Below are 22,201 nucleotides of genomic sequence, written 5' to 3' on the forward strand. Positions count from 1 at the left end.
TGATGGTTCGCATCTTAGCATAACTCTTCATGCAGTCGAACCGAAGGCCTCCAGACATAACCTGGCTACGCAGTTCCTCTGTACACGACAAAATTTCTAACCGTTTGCCCTGAGGAAGCCGCGAAGCGGCCGTCTCGAAGGGTGAACTTCTCGCCAAGAATGAAACTCTACTAGCCGCTGGACGGAGCTCTATTTATAATGACCTCACGCGCTCAGGGATTTTGTTATACAATTCCGTTCCACACAAAGCCGAGGAACGGCGGTGAGCGTTCACAAACAAAACAACAGGAGTACCATGAAAGATTATTTGATTGCTCCCTCGCTGCTATCAGCTGATTTCGCCAAATTGGGAGCTGAAGCAGAAGCCGTATTGCAAGCTGGGGCTGACATGCTGCACCTGGATGTCATGGATAATCATTATGTCCCCAACCTCACGGTGGGGCCGCTGGTCTGTGAAGCACTTAGGAAATATGGCGTTCGAGCGCCCATCGATGTGCACCTCATGACGCGTCCCGTGGATCGCCTGATCGTGGACTTTGCAAACGCCGGCGCCACGCACATTACTTTTCATCCTGAAGCGTCCGAACACGTGGATCGCAGCCTCGCACTGATCCGAAAGCACGGCTGCAAAGCAGGCCTTGCACTGAATCCAGCCACCACACTGCATTGTCTTGAATATGTGCTGGATAAAATTGACATCATCCTGATCATGTCCGTCAATCCTGGCTTTGGTGGCCAAACCTTTATTCCTTCGTCCCTTCAAAAAATTCACCGGGCCAGAGATCTGATAAATTCCAGCGGTCGGGACATTCGTCTGGCCATAGATGGCGGCGTTAAAACTGATAATATTGCGCAAATTGCGCAGGCAGGCGCGGATATGTTCATTGCCGGTTCTGCCGTGTTCCACCACCCCGATTATCGGGAAGTCATTTCGCTCATGCGCGAACAATTAGCAGACGTAAAATAAAAGGTTAGCTCATGCAAAAACCCAAACCCACGGCCGGTCTTCATCACGTTGCGCTTTATGTAAAAAAATTTACTGAATGCGCTCACTTCTACACAAACCTGTTGGGCATGAAAATCATGTGGCAGCCCGATGAAGATAACCTTTATCTCACTTCAGGCAATGACAATCTTGCTCTGCACCGCGCGCCTGCTGATTTCATGCCTGCGCCTCATCAGCATCTGGATCATATCGGTTTTTTTCTGACTGAAAAGGAAGAAGTGGACCGCTGGCATGATTACTTGCAAGCCAACGGCGTCACTATCAAAGCAAAGCCTAAAGATCACCGTGACGGTACGCGCAGCTTTTACTGCGCGGATCCGGATGGAAATATTGTGCAGCTTATTTATTACGTTTTATAACCCGGAACCAGAGCGGCTCTTTCACTCGCTTCCTGCAGCTGCAAGATATCAAACACAATTCGATCAGCTACATTCTCAAGCTCAGGGAAACGCTTTTTTGCCTCTGCTGTGATCTTTGAACGGTTTGCCAGCTTATCCAGAATGGTGTCCATCCATTGAGGCAATGCTGGATTAAAGATAAGCGCAGGATTCATGAGTATTTCTATTAGAAATCGCATATGATCATTCTGCGGATAAGTACGCAAAAAATTCAGTATTTTCTCGAGACAGCTTTGCTCAAATACAGCCGCTTTTAATCCGTATTGATCAACCAACTTAATTAATGACCTGGCAAAACCCGTATATTCTAGCGGACCTATGTTACTGAAATAACTTGGATTCGCCCTGCTCTTTTGCGTGCCTATTTCTTCCAAGAGTGCGAGATAGGGCTTTAACGGCAAGGCATGAATGAGCTTAAGCGTTTCCAGCAGCTGTTTCCTGTCATATTGTGTTTTAAATAAATAAGGTCGGATTCCTTTAATTTTATACTCCTTTACTGGCTTGAGTGCCTGCTCCAACTGCTTCAACAAACGAACAACCAGCGAGTTTTCATGAGCAGACCAGCTTCTGCCCGTGTCCCACTCTGCCTGTATTATCGAATCTAAGAAAATTCTTGCATTTTGAGCTTTATCCAAAATAGGCGAAAAATTTGCATATTGCGGAAGAATCTTTTGAGGATAATGGATGAAAAAAGCTTTAGCGTCTGCTTTTTTTTCAGGATCAGCATCACCTTGCAGAAAGCGTCTCCATAAAATATCCTGGCTTGCTAGTCGGTAAAAAAGCTTGGAAACCTCGCTCGCTCTCACGAGATCAGGAGGATTCAAGTAGAAAAGTATCAGCGTAATTACTTCGACTGGAACCGTTTCAAAAGGACCGTTAGCTGATATCGTTGTTGTTATTTCCTTATTATTTTTACTTTCCTTATCCACTTTTTTTTTGCGAGAAAAAGGCATCAGCACACCCCGTTATTCCTGATAGTAATTGGTTTTTTTTGAAATAAAAAAGGATAACGGCTAAGAGTGTGGCAGCATCAAGGGGCCAAGTCAATGAGCCCAACTGCTTCTTAACCCGCCCGATGATAGGGCTAGGAATGAAGAAAGTAATTTATTATTTAACAAACAGTTGGCATCAAATTCCTTGCGAAAGCTTACTGTTTTCGCACACCCGCTGCCGAGCCTAACAGCACGATATCAGCTCTGCGTTTCGCAAAAATGCCGTTTTCTACTACGCCCACGATCTGCTTTAGCTTCTCTTCCCATTCTCGCGGTTCCAGCATTTTGAGATTGTAAACATCCAGAATCTGGTTCCCGTTATCGGTTACAAATCCTTCTCTATAGACAGGATCGCCGCCAAGCTGCACAATCTGCCGCGCCACAAAGCTCCGCGCCATGGGAATCACTTCCACCGCAACCGGGAATTCGCCCAGCATGTCAACTTGCTTGCTTTCGTCCGCGATGCAAATAAATTTTTTAGCGGCAGTCGCAATGATTTTTTCCCGCGTCAGCGCACCGCCGCCGCCTTTGATCATCTGCTTTGCTGGATTAATTTCATCTGCGCCGTCCACATAGAGCGGCAAATCGCCGACAGAATTGAGCTCAATCAAGGGAATGGAAAGTGCCTTCAGTTTATTCGCTGTGGCAGTCGAACTCGCCACAGCGCCTTCGATATTTTGTTTGATGCGGGCAAGCGCATCAATAAAATAACCAACCGTGCTACCCGTCCCAACCCCGATTATCATGTCTTGTTCGATGAATGATAACGCAGCTTCCGCAGCTGCTTTCTTTCCTGCTTCCTGATCCATGCCGAATCCCCATTACAGAATATAGCTAGACAAGTCCTCGTCCTTCACCAGCTGCTGCAGGCGCTCGTTAACATAGGCTGCATCGATATTGATTTCTTGGTCTTTTAATTCATTCGCATTGTACGAAATCTCTTCCAGCAGCCGTTCGAGCACAGTGTGCAAGCGTCTTGCACCGATATTTTCCACGCGCTCATTCACATGCCAGGCAATTTCAGCAATGCGGCGCACGCCATCCGGCAGGAATTTAAGTTTGACACCTTCAGTTCCCAGTAAGGCCGTATACTGCTCAGTCAAGGAAGCTTCCGGCTCTGTGAGAATACGTACAAAATCATCGGTGGAAAGTGATTTCAGTTCAACACGAATAGGCAAGCGGCCCTGCAATTCGGGAATAAGATCCGAAGGCTTCGCAAAATGGAACGCGCCAGATGCGATAAACAGAATATGATCCGTACGAACCATGCCATACTTGGTAGAGATGGTTGAGCCTTCGATCAATGGCAGTAAATCCCGTTGCACGCCTTCTCGCGATACGTCCGCACCTGCATATTCGGAGCGCTTGGCAATCTTGTCAATTTCATCCACAAACACGATGCCGCTTTGTTCAACGCTTTCAATTGCCCGCGCTTTAATTTCATCATCGTCGATCAGCTTTGCCGCTTCTTCTTCGCGCAGGATTTTCTTGGCTTCGCCCACTTTGAGCTTGCGCATTTTTTTGCGTTCCGCACCCAAATTCTGGAACATGCTCTGCAATTGATTCGTCATTTCTTCCATACCAGGAGGCGCCATGATTTCCACCCCGAGTGGCGCAGCTGAAACTTCTATTTCAATCTCTTTATCATCCAGCGAACCTTCGCGAATTTTTTTACGGAACAACTGGCGTGCTGAAGTATCCTCTTTGACAGGCTCGTGCGGTTCTCCCACAAAACTTCCGCGTGGTGGCGGCAACAGGGCGTTTAGGATGCGCTCTTCAGCCGCCTCTTCTGCAATCGGCCGCACCTTGCTCATTTCATTTTCACGTACCATCTTGATCGCCATATCGACCAGATCACGAATGATCGATTCCACATCCCGTCCCACATAGCCTACTTCAGTAAACTTGGTAGCTTCTACTTTGATAAAAGGCGCGTTCGCGAGTTTTGCCAAACGGCGGGCAATTTCGGTTTTACCAACGCCCGTTGGTCCAATCATCAGAATATTCTTCGGCATGATTTCATCACGCAGCGGAGAGGATAACTGCATGCGCCGCCATCGATTACGCAGCGCTACCGCTACAGCACGCTTGGCTTCCGCCTGGCCAATAATGTGTTTATCGAGCTCAATGACAATTTCGCCCGGTGTGGGTGTCGCTGGAATAGTCGTAGGCATGTTTTCTTCACTCATGTCGTTATGATAGCTAAGTGCTCTGTTTAACATTATGGCAAGGTCTCAATCGTAAAATGATTATTGGTATAAATACAAATGGATCCGGCAATTCCTAATGATTTTTCTACAATGGTTTTTGCATCCAGATCGGTGTTTTCCAGCAAGGCCTGGGCAGCAGACTTCGCATAGGGGCCGCCTGAGCCAATGGCAATCAGGCTGTTTTCAGGTTCAATCACATCGCCATTACCGGAAATAATTAAAGATGCTTTTGTATCTGCGACAACCAACATGGCTTCCAGTCGGCGTAGCATGCGGTCTGTTCGCCAGTCTTTTGCGAGTTCAACCGCCGCTCGCACCAGATTACCCTGATGCGTTTCCAATTTGGCTTCAAAGCGTTCAAACAGGGTAAAAGCATCCGCCGTGCCGCCGGCAAATCCGGCCAGAATTTTATTATTGTAGAGACGGCGCACTTTGCGCGCATTTCCTTTCATGATGGTATGGCCCATCGTCACTTGACCATCTCCCCCGACCACCACCATCCCGTTGCGCCGTACAGAAAGTATCGTTGTACCATGCATTTCAGACAAAATGTATGCTCCTATTTCTGGAAATCTTTTTATTTAGGATGCGTACCTAACGTTTAAACTTTGAGCCAAAACGCTGAGATGCGCTCTAAATCTTAATATAAGGGCAGATATTCACTTTACAAGCCCCATGGTGGACATATAATAAAATCCCTTTTTCCCTTGAGTGTCAATGCCATGCGACCGAGTCAACGAGCAAACCACGAACTTCGTGAAATTAAAATCACCCGTCATTTTACCAAACACGCCGAGGGTTCTGTTTTGGTTGAATTTGGTGATACCAAAGTCATTTGCACCGCTAGCGTCACCGCTGGTGTCCCGCCCTTTCTCAAAGACAGCGGCAGAGGCTGGGTCACCGCAGAATACGGGATGCTGCCCCGGTCTACCCATGAACGCATGCAGCGCGAAGCCGCCAAAGGCAAACAGGTAGGAAGGACGCAGGAAATTCAGCGGCTGATTGCACGTTCTCTGCGCGCTGCCGTGGATTTAAGGATGCTGGGCGAAAATACCATTATTGTTGACTGCGATGTGATCCAGGCAGATGGCGGCACCCGCACCGCCTCCATCACTGGTGGCTGCGTCGCCTTATATGACGCCATTCAATACCTTTTGCGCGAAAATAAAATTGTGACAAATCCTTTTCAGCAATTTGTTGCTTCTATCTCTGTCGGTATTTATGAAGGTGAAGCCATTATTGATCTTAACTATGTAGAAGATTCCACTGCCGAAACAGATATGAATATCGTTATGACCGAACACGGCGGCTTCATCGAAATCCAGGGCACAGCTGAAAGGGACACTTTTGAACAGGCAGATCTGGATAAAATGTTAACGCTTGCCAAAAACGGCATACGGCAATTAGTTCAGATTCAGAAGACAGTGCTGGGATCGCATTAATGAAAAACTGAAAACACCCCTCATCCGCCCTTCGGGCACCTTCTCCCACAAGGGGAGAAGGATAATAGTTATCTATTGCGAGGTTACCGAACAGCAATGAACCTTCACTGGGATGACGTACTTACTCGGATAATGCGGGCGGCTGTTTTATTTTCTGCGCAGATTTAAATATTGCTCGTACTCATCCTGCTGAATTTCTTCAGCTAGCAATTCATCCAGAAGGATCTGGGTATCACGGCTGACTTCTTTGGCTCCGCCAGAAAAAGTTGTATAGGTTATAAATGTCTCAGAAGGGTTCGCCTGCTTTTTTGCTTCTACTTTCTGCTTTTCTTTTTCTTCATCAACCTTCTCAACCAGCAATGCCCATTTATCTTCTTTATCTGTTTGGGTTGCGTCCAGTTCCAGTTGCAAATAGAGCGTATCGACTAAAAGCGGCTTCTTATTTTTTTCTTCTACATGCTTAATGGTTTCCCTATAAAGCTCGGTTTCAGTGTAATCCACCGCTTCAGGAGCCGGTAGCATCTCAACGAATTCGCCTTCGCTCCAATGAATACCTTCATTATTAATGAGTGCAAGCACAGGCGCATCAACATGACATTCTTCCCGGGTCGAAAGAATTCTGTCTTTATCTTCTATCTTCTGGATTCGTGTTTCAGCTTCTTTATAAGCAGCCTCACTGAATTGATCTTCATCAGTCAAGTCAGTGAATTTGAACTGGTTCTGTGGTGTTCTTGCAATCACGTTTCGCTGAACAAGTTGGTCAACGCACTCGGCTGACCACTTCAATTCCTGAGTATCAGGCACATATACATTCTTGAAAGGAACTCGCTGGTCTTTCTGCTCCGCAAGAAATTGCAGCACCTTCTCGCTTTCTGGTACGGCATCCAAGCGCTGAGTCACTTCTTCTTTAGTTAAAGGCATGATGGCGACAGTAATATCTTCTACACAATCAACCACACCGCGGTCGGATAATTGCTGTATGTCATTTTTTTTGCCGTTTTTATTTTCAAGCAGGTAGGATTCTTTTTCTTTATCAAGCGAAATGGTACCGTGTTCGATATGAATATGATGCGGGTTATCATTTTTATAACCATCCACATTCGCGCCCCAGAAACGGCCCAGCTGGCCCAATTCCAAGTCACCCGCCCATTGGCCTGGTTTTTTCATATTAGCCATGAATGTGCCATAACCTTCCTCTTCCCACCAAGCAAGCAGAGCTACTTCTTTTTCCTGAAAAACATCATCCAATTGTTTTTCTAATTGGTTGAGCTCAGTTGTTTCTTCTTTGGTTCTGTTGGTAGCCGTTTTTAAAGCACCATAGCGTTGCAAATCAACCTGGCCGTGAAAGAGTCCGTTGCTCAAATCCTCGAACGCTCGCGAAATATGATCATGGCGTTTGTAAATATCATCTTTAACGCCAGAAATATTCACACCCGCCGTATTTAACGCATAATCCCTAAATGCGCTAACGAGTGGTTGAATGGTACGATGGTAGTGACGACGATTGTTATCTTTGTCATCTTTTTCTGCTCAGAAAAGGGTTAGTTCACGCATGATGGGCGCGAGCATCAATTGAAAATTTTCTTCGTTTTGCTTTCGAAGCTCAAAAATCTTTTCTTTTATTTCTTTCCACTTGGCTTCGAAATTATATTCGTTGACCTTCATGATGGCTTCTTCTAGCGGGAGATTCGTCAAATCTTCGGGAAGCTGGATAAACTTGTGTTTGGCTGCAATGATGATGAAATAAGCGAAAGCACTGCCAGGCGTTTTGCCGTGTTTTACAAGATTTGTTTCAATCTGATTGATAACAGGTTCTTTCCAAAAGGCGCGATCATATGCATGGAATGCGCAATCTCCCAGGCCCATGGTCGGTTTAGGAATTAACTTTCTTGGCTGTGTCATGAGGCTCGCTCTTCGTTTTATGCTTTTGTTTTAGCATATATTATATGAGTTCTATAATAGGCCGATTATATTAAGAAATCATTAAAAATGGCAAAAAAACGCTCACGAACAAGGTCTTATTTTCTACCCTGACCCGGCCCTTTTTGGCGATTTTCAAGTTCAGATTCCTGCTGGGGTTTATGCGATACAGGTGTCTTTTGGGACCAAAAGAGGGCCCATGAATTTGCAAGTCGCGCAGGCGTCTCCGGTAAAACGGGGGGAAGTTGAATAGTAGATTCCAACGCGGGCTCTTTCTTCCAAGCCCCTGATTTTACTTCTTTATTTAATAAATCGCGCGCATCATTTTCGCTAAAGCCACTCACATGGGTAGTAATACCACCTGGCCTCATGGATTCTTCCAGCAAAATTTTACTGAACAGCGTGTGGTGATCTTTAACTTTTTCATTCAAATCCCCCACTGTTCCATCTACATATTTTTTTGGCGCCGCCATGTCTTATTCCTCCCCTAAATCCTTCGCATATCGCTCTTTTTCACCGCATTTATCCCATAAAAAATCGGCTATGGTTTGCTTGACAACACCCGTCATCGGTCGCCCGAGCAGGTCGAAATACCAGAAGTGGAAAGGAACTTCGCTGGTATCTACTTTAATCACCGCTTTCTGATTACCCAATTTATACAAAATAAAATGCTCTTCTTCTGCAAAAGCGCGGTCCTTTCTGCTTTCTTCAAGCAGACTATCCAGCACCTTTGCAAGACCGTCAGGCCCTTCTGCAAGGATGTATTCTGCTGATAGATCAGCAACTTCTGTCATGGCCTTCACCTTTTAAGCGCTACTATCTTTATAATATAAAAATTGCCTTAAAGAACCCTTAAAAACCAGGGTTAAGAGAGGAATTTGAACAGCTCAACTATAAGCTTGAGCCGCGCACCAAAAGTATTACAGCACTATATCATAATTCATAATAAGGGGGGCATGGTCTGAAAAACGCTGGTCTTTGTAAATTTCCGCTGATTTTACTGTAGGCTTAAGCCCTGGGGAAATCACCTGATAATCAATTCGCCACCCCACATTTTTTTCCCATGCCCGCCCGCGGTTAGACCACCAAGTGTACTGATCAGGCGCCTGATTAACCTGGCGAAACGCATCCACAAAGCCCAACTGATCAAATAGTTTATCCATCCAGGCGCGTTCTTCTGGTAAAAAACCTGAATTTTTCTGGTTGGATCGCCAGTTTTTGAGATCAATGGCTTTATGGGCAATATTCAGGTCACCACAGATAATATAGGCCTGTTCTGCTTTGTTTAGCTGCTCAAGATGCTTTTCGTAGCGATCCAGAAAATCAAATTTGATCGTTTGACGATGCTCGCCAGACGTCCCTGACGGCATATAAAGCGAAGCAATCCAAATGGGTCCGAGATCAATGGCAACATGACGCCCTTCCCGATCTGCCACATCAAAACCCAAGCCGGTCACTATCTGCTTTGCTGGATAGCGCGAATAAATACCCACGCCACTGTAACCTTTCTTTTCAGCACAATGAAAATAGGCATAATAGCCCTCCGGGCGGAATTGCGGGTCTTGTAATTCATGCTCTTGTGCTCTTAACTCCTGCAGACAAATCACATCAGCCTGCTGGCGGTGCAGCCAATTGAAAAAACCCTTGCGCCCTGCCGAACGTATCCCATTCAAATTAACCGTAATAATTTTTAGCATTATTTACTCAATAGTTTTTGTAAAAATTTATTTGCTTTTTCGGGCAGATGTTTGATTTCTTCCTGCATCTTGGCTTTGACTTTTTCAACCTGTTCTTTTGTTATTATAGTTTTCAATGTCAGTTTATCCAGGCGTACAGAAGGTTCTTCCAGGCTACCGTCCACCAACACAGGGACAGGCCATTTCAACTTCACCGTGCCTAAGGGTGTCACGAGCAGGCGATAATCCAGAGTTTGATGAACAAGATCAATACTGCCATCCGCTCTCACAGCGAAAGCAGAAGAAGCTAAAAGCAGATTGTTCGTTGTCGCCACACCATTTTTGATGACTGCCAATCCGGTCATGCTGTCAAACGTGGTCTGGTTATGATTATTCGGTTCCGGCAGCGGCTGCTGGTTAAGCAACGCATCCGCGCTTTGCACAAAATAATTAAGGTCAATTCCTTCGATGGCGCCATTGGTTAACGTGAATTGGCTGCTTCCGTTTAAATTAGCAAGCAATTGATCACGGCTATTACCCTGTGTCTCTGCCTGCAACCGCACCTGGGCCGTGCCGGATAATTTTATTTTTCGCTCAGTGCCGTGCAGATCAGCCAGCAAAGGGCTTAATTGCATGCGATTCATCGTGATGTCCCAATCCCATTGCGGCACAGCAGATAAAGTACGCCCGTGCGCAATACCGTCCAGCGACCCTCCATAAAAAGAAGCGGTCAACGGCTTGAGCGTCAGCACATTGTTCTGCCAATGCAACCCAATGCGGGCATGCTCAGCCTTCAGGTTGTTCAGCCGGACTTCGGCAATACGCACATCGCCCTTTAACTCTTTGTTTCCTTGCAATAATTCCCAAAATTTGGTGGCAATCGTGACGTTCTTTAAATCAGCAAAAGGAGTAGACTGCTTGGGCGCAGTCAGGGTCATATGATCGACCTTAACGCCGAGCCTGGGGAAAAAAGACCATGAAAGGTTTCCATCCATGGTTAACTGATAATCCGTTTTTTTCTTTACTTCTTCAATAATCACCGGCTTTAGCTTGTTAGGATCGATAAAAAGAACAAGCGAGACAATAATAAAAGCACAGATCACAATAAATAAAATCAGAATAGCTAGTAGCTTGCGTAACAGTTTCACTCGATTGCTCTCCCAATGGAATTATCGCGTAATAACCTCAATTCTATATAGATTGCCTCACACTTCAACCCTGGGATTTTTCGTCGATGCGTTTAATGCCACTGGATCCCGCTGACAAGCGGTGGACGATGGCGAGTGGAAATTTAAAGCGGGTGATGGGAATCGAACCCACGTTAAGAGCTTGGGAAGCTCCCGTTCTACCATTGAACTACACCCGCGTAGAGAGGCGTATTCTATGGGATTTGATCCACCGTGTCACCTCAGCTTAAAAATCGCAAAAAAAAGCCCGGCATGGGCCGGGCTTTTATTAGATAGCAAATGCATTAGCAATTTGCGGTATCGACACCCACTTCACTAAAAGCCGTTCTCACAGTTTCTGTATCATAACTGAGATCCTGCGCAGCTTTTATCGCACCGCAAGCGCCCTGAACGAAGGTGGAAGACGATGTCCAGTAATTCTGGTTCGCATTCACCATCACGTCAAAAGCTTTTCTTACATCCCAGCCTTCCGCCGTACCCATCAGATAAAAGGCACGATTGTAAACACCGCTGCTGTAGTGAACATCCAAGCCGCTATAATACTGGCTTGCATTATCGATGGAGCAACGGCTGCCTGCTGGTTTGCCTTTGCAGTCTTTGCTGGGCTGATCCATATAACGCAGCGCTTCGTTTTCTGCCTTGAAAATTTCTGGACCAATCTGCCAGCTATTTTTACCATAAGCAAAAAACTCGGCCGCCTGCGCCGCCATGTCAGAGTAGGCTTCATTCATACCGCCAGATTGGCCGGAATAACGAAGATTGGAATGCTGCTGAGTAAAGCCATGACTAATTTCATGCGCAGCCACGCCCAAGGATGTCAGAGGATAAAAATAGCTTTGGCCGTCACCAAACGTCATCTTTGATCCATCCCAGTATGCGTTATCATAATTGGGCACATGCACAACCATTGTCAGCATCATGGGCTTGCCATTTTGTGTCAGAACAGGGACGCCGTACCATTTTTGATACATATCCTTGATTACCGCACCGCCGAACAAAGCGTCATTCGCTGGCGAATAACCGCCATTCACTGCGTCAAAATCGCCATCCCAGTATACGTTGTTATGATCTTTATCCGTTTCCGTGCAACCATAAGACATCAGTTTGCCGCTAGAACCGTATTTTTTCACAGTCACGTCACTATTCTGCAGAGAACAGGTTTCGCCATCCCGTTTGATCTTTAAGGTAGGCAGATTACCGGTCAGGCCGTCATAAACCAGCTTACCCATTTTTTCGTTACCGCCAAAACCACCGCCTGATGCATCTTCATTTTCCAGTGTTTTAATCTCATCCCATTGCTCGTACACCTGAAATGAAAGCGCATCCATCACATAAACAGGTTTGGTAGGTGTAATTGAAGTGTCTTTGGGTTCCACATAAAAGCTGACCTGATAAGCCCAATGCGCCTTGTTATCCTTGCCTACATAGACAACCAGGCTGCTTGACTCGTCTGTCATGTTAGGTTTCCCACCCGCTTTATGTTGAAAGTTTGAAACGGCACGATTTAGCGCTTTCTGCGCCTGTGCTTGCTCAAAAACAGATTGAGGTGCACTGGCTAAGTCGGCATGGATATCCTGATACAATGTGCCATTCATGAAGCCTTTTTGGTTTTGCGCAGCAGACAACACGCTTGTTAACGATTTCGCGGTTTTTTCCCCATTGGGTATATGCACCACTGCATCAGCACCTAAGACAGGATAGCCTGAATAAGTTTCCTGAACACGCACATGCAATGTTTTATTAGGTCCGATAGAACGACTGGTTTCTTCAATTTTGACTACGCCTTTTTGAATGGCAGCAGCAGTTGGCGATTGAACAAACGTTTGTAAAACCGAAACAGGATGACGACTAAGATCGACGGGTTTGGCAGCATGGGCTGAAAATCCATATCCCATGGACAATCCAAACAATACCATTCCCGACAATGCCAGCTTTCTCTTACTTCTTTCCATGCATTTTCTCCTTAAAAGGTATGGTGAGATTCCGTCATTCCATTTTTGATAAAAGAAGTTATCGAAACAGGAATGACCGTACAAGCGGGGCAAAACACTGTGAACTTAGATCGATGATTTTTTGAATGAGCGAACAGAAGCTTCTAATGTAAACTTCAACCTTGATAAAGTAAAGGCAATTTGAAAAAATCTATTAATTTCTCATTTTGTTTATAACATCGCAATAAAAATTATATAATGGCTTGCAACAAATTACAGGATTTATACAATTACAAAAGGCGAGATTAATTTATGTATAAGATTTGCTTTTACGTCCCCGCACTACAAGCAGAAGAAGTAAAAAACGCCCTCTTTGCAAGTGGCGCCGGAAAGATCGGCAACTATAGTCATTGCGCCTGGCAAACACTGGGTGAAGGTCAATTTTTACCAGAAGATGGCAGCCAGCCATTTGTAGGCAAGGTAGGCGAGGTAGAAAAAGTCAGCGAATACAAAATAGAAATGGTTTGTGATGATCAATACATTCATGCCGCCATCGCCGCACTCAAAGCCGCACATCCTTATGAAGAACCCGCCTATCAAGTTGTTAAACTGACGGCAATCTAATTATTAACGTCGATGGATAGCATCAGGGTATTTTTTAATTGCTTGAATTCATAGCGAAACCCAGGTCATCGTCCTTATATATTAATATATAAGAAAGATCGCGTCTGTTCTCTCTGTTATGCAGTGACAATGCCGACCTTAAGGCAAGGATAGCAGAATGCCCATACATAATCTGGAAGTCGCTCAAAAGTTTAATAAGCTGGCCAATTTACTGGAAATCCAGGGCGCCAATCCTTTCCGTATCCGCGCCTATCGCAATGCAGCGCGCGTGATCGATAGTCTCAGCAAAGATATCGCTGACATGATTGCAGAAAAAGAAGACCTGACGGAGCTTCCCGGTATAGGCGAAGATCTGGCTGAAAAAATCAAAACCATTATTAAAACCGGCGAACTGCCTTTGTTAAAACAAGTTGAGAAACGCATTCCTTCTGTTTTAAGTGAATTGCTGGAGGTCGAGGGACTGGGCCCGATGCGCGTAAAAATGCTTTATAAGAATCTAAAAATAAAAAGCATAGAGGATCTCAAAACTGCCATTAAGAAAGGCCGCGTCCGAAAACTAGCCGGCTTTGGTGAAAAAACAGAGAAAAAAATCCTTCAAGGCATCACGCATCGCTATGAATACGCGAAACGCAACCGGCTGGCTGATACATTTTCTATTGTTGACTCCCTCATCCGGCATCTCAAGAGAGATAAAACCGTCAAGCAAGTGGAATGTGCGGGAAGTTTTAGACGCCGCAAAGAAACCGTAGGCGATCTTGATATTCTCGCCACTGCAGAAGACGGAAAAAAAACAGTTGAGCACTTTATTAAATTTGAGGAAATCGCAGAAATTATTTCGCGCGGCCCCACCCGCTCAACCGTACGCCTTCGCTCAGGTATTCAGGTCGATCTGCGCGTTGTGCCGGAAACAAGTTATGGCTCGGCATTGCTTTATTTTACAGGATCAAAAGAGCATAACATTGCTATTCGCAAAATTGCCGTGCAAAAAAAATTAAAGATAAATGAATACGGCGTTTTCAAAGGCAAAAAACAAATCGCCGGCAAGACAGAAGAAGATGTCTATCGCCAGATCAATCTCCCTTATATAGCCCCTGAACTGCGCGAAGACCGCGGAGAAATTCAAGCGGCCCAAAAAAAACAATTGCCCCAATTGATTACCCTCGAATCCATCCGTGGTGACTTGCACTGCCACACTTCCGCAACCGATGGCAATGCAGACCTGGCTGCCATGGCAAAAGCTGCGGAAGAACTAGGCTATACCTACCTTGCCATCACTGACCACTCTCAACGCATGAGCATGACACACGGTTTTGACAAAAAAGCTATCCTCGCGCAAATCAAAGCAATTGATAAACTCAATGAAAAAATGAAAAAACTGGTGATTCTGAAATCGATAGAAATGGATATATTAGAAGATGGTTCACTTGATTTGCCTGATGAAGTATTAAAAGAATTGGATCTGACTGTCTGCTCTATTCATTCCAAATTTAATCTGCCGCAAAAAAAACAAACGGAGCGCCTTATTCGGGCCATGGACAATATTTATTTCACCATTCTCGCGCACCCTACCGGCCGCCTGATTAACCAGCGCGAAGCTTATGCCATCAACATTGAGCAAGTTATGCAGGCTGCTAAAGAACGCGGCTGCATACTGGAAGTCAACGCGCAGCCTGATCGCTTGGATCTTAACGATATTTACTGCAAGATGGCAAAAGAAATGGGCATCAAATTGGCTATCAACACGGATGCACATAGCGTCTCGCAACTGGACTATATGAAATTTGGCGTTTTTCAGGCTAGGCGCGGCTGGCTTGAAAAAAGCGATGTGATCAATACCTTGCCGCTTCAGGCTTTGAAGAAATTATTTAAAAGATAAAACAGGCATCGCTAAATCTGGAGATCAAGGACGAACTTATGAAAGATACCGTATTCAAAATTGATTTCGAATTGATAGCGGGATTTATTTTTCGCCTGTTTTTTGTGGCGGGAGGCAAATGGTACCTGCCGATGGACAGGGCGCTCAGGATGACAGCCCTTCTCTAGAATCAGCGGATTGCAAAATCAGGCAACTCCGCTTGCCGGGCGCACAACCTGAAACCGCTTTTATCTTGACATACTTCACATCGCGCCATTTTTTCAGCAAGTCCTCATAATGGCGGGAAAAAGGATTGCCCGATTGACCCATCGGGACAATGTATAAACTGTTATCAAAGTCACTAAGGTCAATGATTTCACGATAAATGGCACCACTTATCTGTTTTAGAGTAAGCGGGTCATAAGTACCTACATTGACCGTATAAGCACCGCCCGATGTTTCAATTGAACGGTTCCATATCCCGCCCAGCAGCTTTATTTTTCCTAGACCATTGGCCATGAATTCTGCCTGATGAACGCGGCCCCACCGCCAGGCCAATGGATTACTGCCCAGATCCGCAGTGATTTTTTGGATAGCGGCGTCAAAGCTTTTTTGCAGATCCGATTGAGAAGCCTCGTCTTTCAAATAGCGATAAAGAAAAAGCGGCTCTATGATTTTATCCTCATGACGCAGCGCTTCTGGCACCAATTTTTCAAATGCATTAATCCAATAGGCAAATAACGTGGGCGCAATATCCGCCCTATCCGTTTTCCCTGTCCAACGTTGTAATGCATCCAGTGCGATTTGAGCAGTTTTGGTCTGCGCCTTCACTTGCAACAGGTAAGGCTTCAACTGCAGCCATAAGCTACTTATATCATCCGCTTGAATGGCAGCCATATCTTCTAGCGACAGGCATTTACCCGCATGCAACCGGTGCAGAATCTGCTCGATACGATAAGGCGGCACGGGCCAGCGTGCGTTTAATGAATAAGGATAATTATCTGCAACCATTTTATTATTAGCCGTGGCAATCAGTCCGGATGCTGGGTTTAACTGGTGCGGCAATTGCTGAAAAGGAATAAAACCATGCCATTGATACTGTTTTTCAGCAGTGACAGGCAACAAACTTTTCCAGCGGCGAAGCGGAAGCCGGCCGGGGTAATAAAAACCAATATTGCCTGCTCGATCCGCGTAAAGAAAAGTTTGCGTAGGCGCAACAAAATCTTTTAAGGCAGCCTCAAACTGCTGCCAATCAGCTGCATAATTGATCTCGATAAAACTCTGGATAGTCGTATCACCCGGCATAAGCGCAGTCCACTTCAACGCGATTTTCTCAGGAGATGCTTTAAGCTGCGGCATCACCGCATTCACGACAGGACCATACTGGCTTTCAAGCACGGAAAAATGCACTGGCTTGCCAAAACGTACCGAAATGATTTCGTCACGCTTTACCAATGGTTCATTCTTTTTTAAAACATAGAGATCCGCCGCATCGTTATAGCCATTGGTCAGGCCCCAGGCAATCTGCTCATTATGACCGATCGCGACTGCAGGCAAGCCAGGGATAGTCGCGCCCGTGACATGCAAACCCGGCCCGCGTAGCTCGACCAGATACCAAAGCGATGGCGCCGAAAGCGAAAGGTGTACATCGTTTGCAAGCAGAGGCTTACCGGTCGTTGTTCTGCCACTAGCCAAGACCCACCCGTTTGAACCTTTACCGGGCGCTTCATTCATTCCCAATATGCGGTTTATTCTCTCCTCGCGCTGCTTGATGCCCGAGAGAGATGGCTCAGCAGCTCGCTCATCAAAACCCGAAGCATAAACAGTCGGTGAAGAGTCAGGATAATCAGGAAAGTAATGGCTTATCGCCGACAAGCCGAACCGCTGTTTTACCAGTGCATAATCCAGTTTATTTAACCAGCTATGACGCTGCAGATTCCAAGCCATCATTTTTTGCCAGGCGATACTATCAATGACTGTCCACCTTTTGGGTTGGTAATGCAGCAGGGTAATTTCCAGTGGAAAAATACCTTGTTGTATAAAAGCGTTTATACCTGCGGTGTAACTTTTCACGATTTCCTGCGTTTGTTTATTAAAACTGGGCCAAGCCGCCTGCGCTGCACGATAAAAACCCAGTGTTCGCAAATACTCATCTGCTTCCAGTGTTTTTTTGCCAAAAATTTCACTCAATGAGCCGCTGGCGGCACGCCGCTGGAATTCCATTTGCCAGAAGCGATCCTGCGCGTGTACAAACCCGAGCGCAAAAAAAGCATCGTTGTCATATTCGCGTGCCGCGATATGAGGAACACCGTTCTCATCCCGGTAAACATGAACTGAACCGCGCAGACCAGGCAGACGCAGCAAGCCCTCCATCACTGGCGCTGATATATAGCCTAAGTAAATGATCATGCCTGCCAATAATAAAAACACCATAGCGAGGGAACATAAACTAACGGAAAGAATTTTTTTCATGTTGGCTCTAGGCGGGAGCAGGGCTTTTTTTCTGAAAATGAAACAAGGTCAAAGTATAAAAAAAACAATAACAACCGCCTACTATAGCTGACGGCAGAATGGTCTTTATGACCCTGGGCGTGCCAATGGAAAAATGAATAAAGGCCATGATAGCGAGCACAAAGAGGAGAGGAAAAAAAACCGTTACCATAAAGCGCAGCATGCGCTGTTTTATATTGATAAAACAAATTTCCATACTGACGGTCATCACGCCCGTCACAAAAAAACTCAATATGCCTTGTGCAAGCGCTGCATACAAGGCAACGACCGGATTCATTGCATGGTTGATGTAAAACGCCCATGACCCATAGACCAAGCCCGCCAATAAGCTTATCCCTATGCTTTTTTGTTTTATCTGTTTATCCGCCATCTTCTTTTCCTTGCATCGTAAAAATACGCGAAAGCCGTTGTTTAAGCCGGCTTCTCTCCGCCTCGGATGCTTCTTCTAATGGAATAATATTTACCGCTGCACCCTGATCCTGCTGGAAAAAATAATGCATTTTGTAACCTGCAAGCAGCGGGTGAGACCCTATTACCTTTCTTAATCGAATCTCCAACAGGGGAATCAGTTTAACCGACCAAGCACGTCCCAGTCCGCAAAAATTTCCCAGACTGTAAGCACAGAAGCCGCGCTCAAACCATTCCATTGGCTGCAAAGTATGGGTATGAATGCCTACCAGAAAATCCATCCCCAGCTGATCTACCAGCATTTTAGCCAATGCGCGCGTTTTTCGATGGGGGAAATGCTGAAATTCATATTCCCAATGCGGCATGCCGAATAAATAATCCAGCCGGTATTTCTGCTTCAGACATCGCCAGGGGTGCTGCAAAATATGCTGCGTACGAAATGCTCCTGGATCATGCGGCGGAAAAATTTCGCGATTCATCCAGTCCGTCCAAGCTACAAAGCCCAGTCGCCATTCCTTGTGCTGCACAATGCGAAGCGGCGGCGTATCAGCACGAAAACGCCCCAATGGTATAACACCCATGCCTGTCAAAATATCATAGGGTTGCAAACAGGCTTCATAATCCTTATCGCCCGTATGATTATTCGCCATGGAAAGCAGCCAGCGATGAGCCGGAAGCCCTGTCTGCTCAATGATGTTGGCCAGATAATCGCGTGGCATATGAAACACAAAACGATACCTCGCGCGGGCGTTAGGCGCATGATAGCCAACGGGTGCTTCACAATTGCCGATAAATAAATCTGCGGAGCGGATCAATTGACATAAGACCGGATGCAAATGAGGGATACGGTCTTTGTTTTGCACCATAATATCGCCGCAAAATAGCAGACGTATATCGTCTGCTTCATGGATTCCATCTTGGTATTGATCTGATACCAGCTGCATTGCCGTGTGATTGCGCATGGAAGGCCAGTTAAAATACATGGGCCAGCGTAAAGTATAATGCCAAGGATATGGTGACGGCATTACGCAACTTCCTTCTCAAACAGGTAAGCATGCGATCCGGCAAGCAACCCTTCACAGACAGGCTGCTGATCCTGATCCAGGCTAATACACCAATTTGCGACTGCAAGACGCAGTGCGGGAATACCGTTAAACATCGTGCCGGAGAGTGAAAGCTGGTTTGTCGCATTGATCTGTTTGATCAATTGCTGATTGTCTTCCGATGAAGCTACTTTTTTATGTCTGAATAATACAATATTAAAAACAACCGGCATGATGAGCTCATAGGCTTCTTGTTTTTTTATCCACTCTCCCATCGCCTGGGCAAACTCATATTGACGCTTCACCATGTCTTGGTAACCTGCTTTGCCGTAAGCGAGCAGTGACAGCCACATGGGCAAGGCCAAAAAGCGTTGGGAATTAGCGACCCGTGTATTCATGGGATGATCATGGTCACCGGATAAATAAGGTGCCACGGTTGAAAAAGTTTTGGTGAGATAAGTGTAATTTTTCTTGTTTATAAATAAAAAACCACACCCATAAGGCACATTACCCAGTTTATGACCATCACAGGTAATGGAATCCGCCCATTCAATGCCTTCGGCCAAGGCGTGTGTAGCAGGGTAACAGCGTGCGAATAACCCAAATGCGGCATCAACATGCAGCCATGCATTATATTGGCGACATAACGCTGCGATGGTTTCGAGAGAATCAAAGCTGCCCGTATTTACTTCACCGCAATTCGCTACCACAATCGCATTTTGATGATGCTGTAATAACTTCTCCAGCGCCGCCAGATCCATACAGGCTGCGCTGTTCCCGGTTTTGATCAGATGGCGCCGTCCAAGACCCAATACCTGCATCGCCTTATCGATACTCGCGTGCGGTGCGCTAGCGATGACGGCGGGTGGCTGCAAACCGTAGAGACCAGCATCGCTCACATTGATTTTTTGCCTTTCACCATGCCATTGCCGAGCTGCCGCGAGCGCGCACAAATTCGCTTCCGTGGCGCCGGTTGTAAAAATACCCTGGAAATCCTGCAAAGGCAGATCAAACAATTCAAGCAGCCATTGTATGGTCTGATTTTCAATTTGGCTCGCCACGCCATGACCGCATAACATGACGATCTGGTCAAAAACTGTCGTATAAAAATCACCTAACACCGCTGCCGGCGTGCGGCCACCCACCACCCAATTAAAAAACCGTGCATGATGGTTACGGACGAGATACGGCGCAACTTGATCCTGGAAAACAGCCGCTGCCCGGCTTAAGCCTTCACCCTGAAGGGAAAGCGGCAAGTTTAAAACAGAAGGCGCCCGCTGCTCTGCATGCACTTTATAAATGGGTAAAACATGGGCGTTTTTTTCGTCTTCGATAAAAGACTCGATTAATGCATGTGCAGCTGCCTTAAACGCCAGCGCTTCGCTTGCCTGCTCTTTGTTTATTTCATACGGCATCACTGAAAACCTTTTTTGGACAGATGGATAAAATCTTCTAAAAAGTCGCCTTTTAATAAGTGATACGGATGCCCGCCACGATGCGGAATGGTAAACTCTAATGATCCGTTGGAAAGCAGAAACCGTGAAAACAACCGCTTTACCACTGGCGTGCTGTAGCCGAAATAATGATGATAATCACTCGTTGCAAGCGTCTGCATGCCTGCATAAATGATAATGGCAGGCAAAAGACGTGGTAACGCAGTGGTGTGACTCACCAGTAACCGTGACCATTCAAGGTATTGCGTTTGGTAATGATCACCCAGAAAGTGCCGCAATTTTTCGGATTCTATAAATTGACAACTTTCAAATGGGTAAGCACACAAGCGAATGCTTGCCACCATTTCATCCCGTAACCAAGCAGCATAAATAATGCTGCTATTATCAAATCGATCCAGTCCTTTTTCATCCAGCTCTGCCACCATATATGGCTTTTTGGAGGCATAATTTGCGCGCCTGAATCGCCCTAGCTGATTCCATTCATCGTTAGTCGTGAGTTTACCGAAGAATAAAGGAATCGTTTTTCCTGCTCCCGCAATGGTTGATGCAACGGATTGCATGAAACTATCCGTCAACGACGGATAGTCTCTGGCAACCCTGGCATGGCAAAGTGACTGCGGCTCATTTTTTTCAAGAAGCATTTCCTGCATATTCATAAACTGGCTTCCCGGTCACTGCGCGTAAATGATTTGCCTCTTTCACCGCCAACAATGTGATCTTTTCAATGCCAGCCTGATCGTTGCTCGCCAATGTCTGCTGATAGACATCTTGAAAATAAGCGACAAATAATCCATAGATATGGTTTAAATGCATAAAAAAGCGCGCCTCATCCTCTTCATTATTAATCAAGGCCGCAAGCACATCCCATACGAAGTCATTATGATTATCCCGGATATCATGATTAACATGACCGCGCGCACCCATCAGGTTTTCCTTGCCGAAAACCCGCTCTAGATTGTCCAGCCACACAGGCTGGGTTTTGCGTGTTGTGTATTCCAAAAAATAAGCGCTGGTAATGGCTGCCATGGGACCTTCATGTTCCAGCGTGAAATAAAAATAACCATTAAGCAGTTTTGTAGAAAACAGTGGCTCATATTGCTGATAGATTTCTTCAATGGTCAATCCAGCCAGTTTTTGCAAATCCCGAGCAAACATGTGGCCATGCAGCATTTCATCTTCCGTATAGTTCGCCCAGGCTTTGGCAAGCCGCGGATTATGCTTGGTAAAATAATGGATAACCAACGCATCAATCATACGCTTGTGACGAATACGCAATACCGTTTCAATGCTGTGACGTACAAAATAGTTGAGATCAATCTCGGCTGCGTCCTTTTGATATCCGCCCAATGGAGCAACCTGATAAAACCGCTCAATCATGCCATCAAGTAAAGCATCCACACGCGCGCGCAGATTATTTTTATCTAATGCCACTGTATCCATTACTCTCTCCTTATTTATATGATGACGCGCTGGCAATTTAAGAAAAAACTATTATATAGCTTACTATTTAATAGTAAAGACGTATCAAGAACAAAAATAGAAAA

At 45.7% G+C, this 22,201-nt stretch carries 23 protein-coding genes and 1 tRNA gene; 6 read left to right on the forward strand and 18 right to left on the reverse strand.

Features of this window, described 5'->3' with window-relative positions:
- The first annotated feature begins 295 nt into the window (after positions 1-295).
- Both rpe and AQUSIP_RS08465 read left to right on the forward strand, forming a co-directional pair.
- Positions 296-967 (forward strand): ribulose-phosphate 3-epimerase, encoded by a 672-nt coding sequence (gene rpe / locus AQUSIP_RS08460; protein WP_114833474.1) that lies wholly within the window; start codon positions 296-298, stop codon positions 965-967.
- 11 nt (positions 968-978) lie between these two features.
- Complete coding sequence (locus AQUSIP_RS08465; RefSeq protein ID WP_114833473.1) at positions 979-1,365, forward strand: VOC family protein; 387 nt, start codon at positions 979-981, stop codon at positions 1,363-1,365.
- Here AQUSIP_RS08465 and AQUSIP_RS08470 read toward each other — a convergent pair.
- From AQUSIP_RS08470 to hslV, 4 genes are all read right to left on the reverse strand, one after another.
- Entirely contained in the window at positions 1,353-2,357 is a 1,005-nt protein-coding gene (locus tag AQUSIP_RS08470) for an F-box protein (protein WP_147277454.1), read from the reverse strand. The genes AQUSIP_RS08465 and AQUSIP_RS08470 overlap by 13 nt on opposite strands.
- Positions 2,358-2,551: 194 nt before the next feature.
- Complete coding sequence (gene rpiA / locus AQUSIP_RS08475; protein ID WP_114833471.1) at positions 2,552-3,205, reverse strand: ribose-5-phosphate isomerase RpiA; 654 nt, start codon at positions 3,203-3,205, stop codon at positions 2,552-2,554.
- A gap of 12 nt (positions 3,206-3,217) precedes the next feature.
- Positions 3,218-4,570 carry an ATP-dependent protease ATPase subunit HslU gene (hslU, locus tag AQUSIP_RS08480; RefSeq protein WP_114833517.1) on the reverse strand — a complete coding sequence of 451 codons (1,353 nt, stop codon included), beginning with the start codon at positions 4,568-4,570 and terminating at the stop codon, positions 3,218-3,220.
- A gap of 47 nt (positions 4,571-4,617) precedes the next feature.
- Positions 4,618-5,154, reverse strand: coding sequence for an ATP-dependent protease subunit HslV (hslV, locus tag AQUSIP_RS08485; protein ID WP_114833470.1), 537 nt, complete (start codon positions 5,152-5,154; stop codon positions 4,618-4,620).
- Between the two features lie 174 nt (positions 5,155-5,328).
- Between hslV and rph the strand changes: the two genes are divergently transcribed.
- Positions 5,329-6,048 carry a ribonuclease PH gene (gene rph, locus AQUSIP_RS08490; RefSeq protein WP_114833469.1) on the forward strand — a complete coding sequence of 240 codons (720 nt, stop codon included), beginning with the start codon at positions 5,329-5,331 and terminating at the stop codon, positions 6,046-6,048.
- A gap of 147 nt (positions 6,049-6,195) precedes the next feature.
- Here rph and AQUSIP_RS08495 read toward each other — a convergent pair whose 3' ends face one another.
- The 8 genes from AQUSIP_RS08495 to AQUSIP_RS08530 form a co-directional block, all read right to left on the reverse strand.
- Complete coding sequence (locus AQUSIP_RS08495; RefSeq protein WP_148326092.1) at positions 6,196-7,410, reverse strand: hypothetical protein; 1,215 nt, start codon at positions 7,408-7,410, stop codon at positions 6,196-6,198.
- A 168-nt stretch (positions 7,411-7,578) separates the two neighbouring features.
- A complete protein-coding gene (locus tag AQUSIP_RS08500; protein WP_114833467.1) occupies positions 7,579-7,950 on the reverse strand; it encodes a hypothetical protein in 372 nt (123 codons plus the stop codon).
- A gap of 116 nt (positions 7,951-8,066) precedes the next feature.
- Entirely contained in the window at positions 8,067-8,441 is a 375-nt protein-coding gene (locus tag AQUSIP_RS08505; RefSeq protein ID WP_114833466.1) for a hypothetical protein, read from the reverse strand.
- A 3-nt stretch (positions 8,442-8,444) separates the two neighbouring features.
- Positions 8,445-8,762, reverse strand: coding sequence for a hypothetical protein (locus AQUSIP_RS08510; protein WP_114833465.1), 318 nt, complete (start codon positions 8,760-8,762; stop codon positions 8,445-8,447).
- Positions 8,763-8,888: 126 nt separating this feature from the next.
- On the reverse strand, positions 8,889-9,665 hold the full coding sequence (locus AQUSIP_RS08515) for an exodeoxyribonuclease III (RefSeq protein ID WP_114833464.1): 777 nt from the start codon (positions 9,663-9,665) through the stop codon (positions 8,889-8,891).
- A complete protein-coding gene (locus tag AQUSIP_RS08520; protein ID WP_114833463.1) occupies positions 9,665-10,792 on the reverse strand; it encodes an AsmA family protein in 1,128 nt (375 codons plus the stop codon). The genes AQUSIP_RS08515 and AQUSIP_RS08520 overlap by 1 nt, the downstream gene beginning before the upstream one ends.
- Before the next feature lie 147 nt (positions 10,793-10,939).
- Positions 10,940-11,010 (reverse strand) — tRNA-Gly (locus AQUSIP_RS08525).
- Positions 11,011-11,115: 105 nt separating this feature from the next.
- Positions 11,116-12,783: a M4 family metallopeptidase gene (locus tag AQUSIP_RS08530; RefSeq protein WP_114833462.1), complete on the reverse strand. Its 1,668-nt coding sequence runs from the start codon at positions 12,781-12,783 to the stop codon at positions 11,116-11,118.
- Positions 12,784-13,074: 291 nt separating this feature from the next.
- Here AQUSIP_RS08530 and AQUSIP_RS08535 point away from each other — a divergent pair, with 291 nt between their 5' ends.
- The 3 genes from AQUSIP_RS08535 to AQUSIP_RS12565 all read left to right on the forward strand — a co-directional run bounded on the left by AQUSIP_RS08535 (position 13,075) and on the right by AQUSIP_RS12565 (position 15,429).
- Positions 13,075-13,386, forward strand: a complete 312-nt coding sequence (locus tag AQUSIP_RS08535; RefSeq protein ID WP_114833461.1) for a YqfO family protein — start codon at positions 13,075-13,077, stop codon at positions 13,384-13,386.
- A 157-nt stretch (positions 13,387-13,543) separates the two neighbouring features.
- Positions 13,544-15,262 carry a DNA polymerase/3'-5' exonuclease PolX gene (polX, locus tag AQUSIP_RS08540; RefSeq protein ID WP_114833460.1) on the forward strand — a complete coding sequence of 573 codons (1,719 nt, stop codon included), beginning with the start codon at positions 13,544-13,546 and terminating at the stop codon, positions 15,260-15,262.
- Between the two features lie 38 nt (positions 15,263-15,300).
- Positions 15,301-15,429, forward strand: coding sequence for a hypothetical protein (locus AQUSIP_RS12565; protein WP_267896339.1), 129 nt, complete (start codon positions 15,301-15,303; stop codon positions 15,427-15,429).
- Here the strand turns inward: AQUSIP_RS12565 and AQUSIP_RS08545 are convergent.
- The 6 genes from AQUSIP_RS08545 to AQUSIP_RS08570 are packed head-to-tail and all read right to left on the reverse strand — an operon-like array spanning position 15,407 to position 22,097.
- Entirely contained in the window at positions 15,407-17,713 is a 2,307-nt protein-coding gene (locus AQUSIP_RS08545) for a penicillin acylase family protein (protein WP_114833459.1), read from the reverse strand. The genes AQUSIP_RS12565 and AQUSIP_RS08545 overlap by 23 nt on opposite strands.
- A gap of 7 nt (positions 17,714-17,720) precedes the next feature.
- Positions 17,721-18,122, reverse strand: coding sequence for a hypothetical protein (locus tag AQUSIP_RS08550; protein ID WP_114833458.1), 402 nt, complete (start codon positions 18,120-18,122; stop codon positions 17,721-17,723).
- A complete protein-coding gene (locus AQUSIP_RS08555; RefSeq protein ID WP_114833457.1) occupies positions 18,112-19,185 on the reverse strand; it encodes a CapA family protein in 1,074 nt (357 codons plus the stop codon). The genes AQUSIP_RS08550 and AQUSIP_RS08555 overlap by 11 nt, the downstream gene beginning before the upstream one ends.
- Positions 19,185-20,618 (reverse strand): pyridoxal phosphate-dependent decarboxylase family protein, encoded by a 1,434-nt coding sequence (locus AQUSIP_RS08560; RefSeq protein ID WP_114833456.1) that lies wholly within the window; start codon positions 20,616-20,618, stop codon positions 19,185-19,187. The genes AQUSIP_RS08555 and AQUSIP_RS08560 overlap by 1 nt, the downstream gene beginning before the upstream one ends.
- Positions 20,618-21,313 carry a hypothetical protein gene (locus tag AQUSIP_RS08565; protein WP_114833455.1) on the reverse strand — a complete coding sequence of 232 codons (696 nt, stop codon included), beginning with the start codon at positions 21,311-21,313 and terminating at the stop codon, positions 20,618-20,620. The genes AQUSIP_RS08560 and AQUSIP_RS08565 overlap by 1 nt, the downstream gene beginning before the upstream one ends.
- On the reverse strand, positions 21,288-22,097 hold the full coding sequence (locus AQUSIP_RS08570) for a hypothetical protein (protein ID WP_114833454.1): 810 nt from the start codon (positions 22,095-22,097) through the stop codon (positions 21,288-21,290). Before AQUSIP_RS08570 ends, AQUSIP_RS08565 begins: the two co-directional genes overlap by 26 nt.
- Positions 22,098-22,201: the final 104 nt, after the last annotated feature.

Origin of the sequence: Aquicella lusitana (genome assembly GCF_902459475.1) — a bacterium.
In the GTDB taxonomy this organism is placed as follows: Bacteria; Pseudomonadota; Gammaproteobacteria; order DSM-16500; family DSM-16500; genus Aquicella; species Aquicella lusitana.